Source organism: Streptomyces sp. SID1328 (genome assembly GCF_009865595.1).
GTDB lineage: Bacteria > Actinomycetota > Actinomycetes > Streptomycetales > Streptomycetaceae > Streptomyces > Streptomyces griseoluteus.
The window spans coordinates 1-4,754 of record NZ_WWKH01001046.1; the positions used below are offsets into that span (position 1 = coordinate 1).

Annotated in this window: 6 protein-coding genes; 5 read left to right on the plus strand and 1 reads right to left on the minus strand. The window is 69.9% G+C overall.

Translation table 11 applies throughout. The features are described 5' to 3' along the window. Positions 1-816 (minus strand): acyl-CoA dehydrogenase family protein (locus tag GT030_RS33775; protein WP_202460898.1); only part of this gene is annotated, 816 nt, incomplete at its 3' end. Positions 817-1,197: 381 nt separating this feature from the next. Here GT030_RS33775 and GT030_RS33780 point away from each other — a divergent pair. The 5 genes from GT030_RS33780 to GT030_RS33800 form a co-directional block, all read left to right on the plus strand. After that, positions 1,198-1,908 carry a class I SAM-dependent methyltransferase gene (locus GT030_RS33780; RefSeq protein WP_161204324.1) on the plus strand — a complete coding sequence of 237 codons (711 nt, stop codon included), beginning with the start codon at positions 1,198-1,200 and terminating at the stop codon, positions 1,906-1,908. Between the two features lie 49 nt (positions 1,909-1,957). Beyond that, positions 1,958-2,836, plus strand: a complete 879-nt coding sequence (locus GT030_RS33785; protein ID WP_161204325.1) for a diiron oxygenase — start codon at positions 1,958-1,960, stop codon at positions 2,834-2,836. Next, positions 2,833-3,081 carry a hypothetical protein gene (locus tag GT030_RS33790; protein ID WP_051887550.1) on the plus strand — a complete coding sequence of 83 codons (249 nt, stop codon included), beginning with the start codon at positions 2,833-2,835 and terminating at the stop codon, positions 3,079-3,081. The genes GT030_RS33785 and GT030_RS33790 overlap by 4 nt, the downstream gene beginning before the upstream one ends. Beyond that, positions 3,081-3,920: a hypothetical protein gene (locus GT030_RS33795; RefSeq protein ID WP_161204326.1), complete on the plus strand. Its 840-nt coding sequence runs from the start codon at positions 3,081-3,083 to the stop codon at positions 3,918-3,920. Before GT030_RS33790 ends, GT030_RS33795 begins: the two co-directional genes overlap by 1 nt. 31 nt (positions 3,921-3,951) lie before the next feature. Then, a partial coding sequence (locus tag GT030_RS33800; protein ID WP_161204327.1) for an alpha/beta hydrolase occupies positions 3,952-4,754 on the plus strand: 803 nt, incomplete at its 3' end.

Genomic DNA, 4,754 nt, shown 5'->3' on the forward strand with positions numbered 1-4,754 from the left:
GAAGGTGGTGCCGGCCACGCGCCGGGTCCCGGCGTGTTCCAGGGCGTAGCGCAGAGCGGTGTCGGCGCCGCCGAGCAGCGAGCCGATCAAGCCGACCATGAAGACGCCGGTCAGGCTGTTCCGGTAGCGGCGGTCGGCTGGCACCAGGCCGTCGCTCTCGCCGTCGATCAGGGGCTTGTAGGGCAGCAGCCGGTGCGCGGGCACGAACACCCGGTCGGCGACGACCGTGTTGCTGCCGGTGCCGCGCATCCCGACGAAGTGCCAGGTGTCGCGGACGGTGATGTCGGCGGCCGGCATCAGCGCGAAGTGCGGCTGGAGTCCGGTGCCGGTGTCGGCGAGCAGCAGTCCGCCGATCCACTCCGCGTGCAACGAGCCGGAGGCGTACGGCCATTCACCGCTGACCCGGACCCCGCCGTCCACCGGCTCCACGGTGCGCACGGGGGCGCCCAGGATGAGCGCGGTACGGGCGTCGGGGTCGTCGTCCCAGACCTCGGCGCGGGTGCGCTCGGGGAAGAGGGAGACGACGAAGTTGCCGACGTTGAGCACGCCGGTGACCCAGGACGCGGAGACGCAGCCGCGGCCCAGCTCGGTACATACTTCCAGCAGGGTGCGCACCGAGGTCTCGTGGCCGCCGTTGCTCTCGGGCACCAGCAGCCGGGTCAGTCCGGCGCCGGTGACGCGGGCCATGACCTCGTCGGGCAGCCGCCGGTCGCGGTCGCTGTCGGCGGCGCGTTTCCAGAGTTCCTCGCGAAGGCCGGCGGCCTGGTTCACCAGCTCCGCGGCACGCGCGTCGAGGTTATTGCCTGAACCGCGCAATTTCTTTTTCCTTCCGGATTTTCGGGACGCAGAAAGCCCCGGTGCGGGTGGCGCTCCGGACGATTGGCGGTCCGTTTCCTCCGGCCGCCCCGGCATCGTACGTGGGCCCGTTCGGCACAGCCACCCCCGTTGAATTCGCCGCGCCGGATACGTAACTATCCGTTCCGCTTACCGGTCGCCGCCGGGCACGCGCGGCCGGGAAAAGCGGAATACGCTCTTTCCATCCAGCCGGCCACCAGGGAGCGGGCGTTCAACCGTGGAATCTCCTCGGTTGAACGGGCGCCGGAGTGCGTCGGCGCGCCTTACGCGGGCGTCGGCGGCTGTGGTAATCCCTTTGGTTCGACAGGGCCGGACGCCGGATCTATTCCTCAGGAGACTGGCATGAGCAATAGCGCCCAGAAGTCCTACGATTACGCGACCGCCGACTTCAACGCCGTATATCGCGGAGGTGAACTGCTGGGTGACGCCGGGATCACCCGGGTCCCCTGGGACATCGGTGAACCGCAGCCCGGTGTGCTTGAATTCGAGCGCCGCGGACGAATTCGCGGCGACGTGCTGGACGCGGGCTGTGGTCTGGGTGACAACGCCGTGTTCCTGGCCGCCCGCGGCTACCGGGTCACCGCCGTCGACGCCGCCTCCACGGCGATCGAGCGGGCCAGGGAGCGGGCGGCGAAGCAGGAGGGCGGCACGGAGATCGAGTTCGCCGTCGCCGACGCCACCAGCCTGGCCGGATACGAGGGCCGCTTCGACACCGTTCTGGACAGCGCGCTGTTCCACACGCTCGACCCGGACGGGCGCCGCCGGTACGCCGCCGCGCTCGGCCGGGCCGCCCGGCCCGGTGCCTGGCTGGACATGCTGTGCTTCGCGGCGGTCCCCGGCGGGATGCCCGAGCCGCTGTCCGTCTCCGAGGAGACGGTGCGCGAGGTGCTGACCGGGGCCGGCTGGACGGTGACGGAGCTGACCCGGACCGTCTACTGGGGCGTGGCCGAGGCCACCCGCACCTTCCTGGAGAAGACCGGCGTCCAGGTGGAGATCGACGAGGCGGGACGCACCCAGCTGCCGGTCTGGTCCGTCCTGGCCGAGCGCGCCTGACCCGCGCGCGTCCGCCGTACCGCAACGTTCCCCGAAAGAAGGTCTGCCGATGCCGACGACCGTCAAACCCGTGAAGCTGGACCTGGCCCGGCTGGAAGCGATGGCGGAGTCCGACTACTACAACCCGTACACGATCTTCGACTGGCCCGAGTCCCTCGGCACCGACCGGCCGTGGATGAGCGAGGACCTGGTCACGCTCGCCGGCACCGAGGAGTGGGGGAAGCTGACGCGGGAGCAGCAGCTCGCCCTGACCCGGTTCGAGGCGGTGAACTTCTTCAGCCTCAACGTGCACGGCATCCGCGAGCTGCTCAGCGAGGTCGTGCTCCGTATCCACACCAAGACCTACGCCGACGCCTCGGAGTTCCTCCACCACTTCATCGGTGAGGAGAACGAGCACATGTGGTTCTTCGGGACCTTCTGCCTGAAGTACGGCGGGAAGGTGTACCCGGCGGTGCCGCAGGTCGGTCCGGGCCGGATCGAGGGAGTGGGCGACGCGGCGACCGAACTGGTCATCTTCGCCCGCATCCTGATCTTCGAGGAGCTGGTCGACTACTTCAACGCCCGGATGGCGACGGACGATTCGCTGCCGCCCATCGCGCAGGAGATCAACCGGGTCCACCACCAGGACGAGAGCCGCCATGTCGCCTTCGGGCGGCACCTGTTCACCCAGCTGCTGGACCAGGTCAAGGAGAGCCGCCCGGAGGACATCCCGGTGCTGGCCAACTACCTGGAGACGTACCTGGAGTACAGCGTCCGCAGCCTGTACAACCCGGCCGTGTACCGCGACGCCGGGCTCGACCAGCCCCTCGAGCTGCGCCGCCGCCTGCTGGAGCACCCGGCCCGGCACGCCGCGCACGACGCGATCCTCAACCGCACCCGCAAGTTCCTCGCCCGCAACGGCCTTCAGGTCCAAGGAGCATCGGCATGAGCGACGACAAGCTGACCAAGATCCTCACCTTCATCCACCAGCGCAACCCCGAGGTGGGCGAGCTGAACCTGGACGACGACCTGATCGACCGCCGCGCGGTGGACTCGCTGGCGTTCGTCGAGTTCCTCTACCTGCTGGAGGAGCTGAGCGGGGAGACCATCGACCCCGAGGAGATCGACGTCGAGGACTTCCGCACCCTGCGCGCCATCGACAAGCGCTTCCTGCACGGCGCGGCGGCGCACTGATGGGCACCGCCACGGGGACGACGGACAACGGCCTCGGCGTCCTCGGCCCGGACGAGCTGCGGCTGCTGCGCGCGTTCGACTCGCTGGTGCTGTCCTGGGCGCACGAGTGGGAGGCCGAGGAGCGGCGCTACCCGTTCCTGCTGCGGCCGGCGGACCTGGAGTCCATCGACTACTACGAGAACTTCCCGCACCTGGGTCTGGCGGCCGTCGCGGCCGACCCGGCCCGGCTCGGGGAGCTGCGCGCCGGTGCCGCGAGCCCGCTGGCGGAGCTGCCGGCCTCCGTCCTCAACGACGCCGCGCTGGCCCTGCCTTCGGCCGCGTGTTACTCGGTCTACTTCGACCTGAGGAATCAGGCCCTTCCGGCGGCGGAGAACCGCTTCACCACCGTCGCCACCTGTTTCCGCAACGAGACGCGCTACGAGGGTCTGCGCAGGCTGCTCGGCTTCAGCATGCGCGAGATCGTGTTCGTCGGCTCGCCCGAGGGCGCCACCGGACATCTGAAGCGGGCCAAGGAGCAGGTGCTGGGCCTCGCCGACCGGCTGGGCCTGAAGATGAGCACCGAGGTCGCCACCGACCCGTTCTTCGACCGCACCGGATCACGGGCCACGATGCAGCGGCTCTTCCCGGTGAAGGAGGAGTTCGTGGTGGACGGCCTGGCCATCGGGTCGGTGAACTACCACCGCAACTTCTTCGGGGAGCGCTGCGCGATCTCCCTGCCCGACGGCGCGCCCGCCTCCACCAGCTGCCTGGCCTTCGGTCTGGAGCGGTGGGTGCACGCGCTGACCACCCGGTTCGGTGACGCCCGGTCCGCCGCCGAGGCGGTCCTCGAAGCCGTCTGAGTCCCGCCCGCCCTCCGCCGAAAGTGAGCCGATGACCGACACGACCGTCGACGACGCCCTGGAGACCGGCGAGATCCAGGTGAGCGACGACATCCGGATAGCGTACGAGCGACGCGGGTCCGGCCCCGACATCGTCCTCGTCAACAACTTCTTCATGGACCGCAAGTCCTGGCGGTCCTACACCGCGAAGCTGGCCACCACGGCCCGGCTCACCTCCTACGACCTGCGTGGCCAGGGCGACTCCAGCCCGCACGCCGGGGAGCCGGTGTGGGAGGACCACATCAGCGACCTGAAGGCCCTGTTCGACGGGCTGGGTCTGGAGAAGGCGATCCTGGTGGGCACGTCGTTCTCGACGCTGATCTGCCGGGACTTCGCCGTGGCCCACCCGGACCGGGTGCAGGGGCTGATCCTGGCGGGGCCGGCGATGAGCCCGCACGGCCCGCAGCGGCTGCGCCGGATCACCAAGTCCTGGCTGAAGACGCTGGAGACGTCCGGACTGGGCGTGCTGTACGAGCAGTTGTACCCGCTCGTCTCCGGTGACCGGGCGGTGGAGGAGGCGGGGCCCATCGGGTTCATGGGCCGCAAGCAGAACTTCCTCGGCATCCACACCGTGGAGTCCCTGCGCGCCGGGCTCGCGGTGTCGGTGAAGGCGCCGCTGGACCCGCAGATCATGACCAAGGTGGCGGCCCCGACCCTGCTGTTCGTCGGCGGGGACGACTTCTCGCTGAGCACGGACGCGGTGCGGGAGATGGTGGGGCTGTTCCCGGACGCCGTCACCGTCACCGTGCCGGACGGCGGGCATCTGGCCTTCCTGGAGGAGCCCGAGTGGTTCCA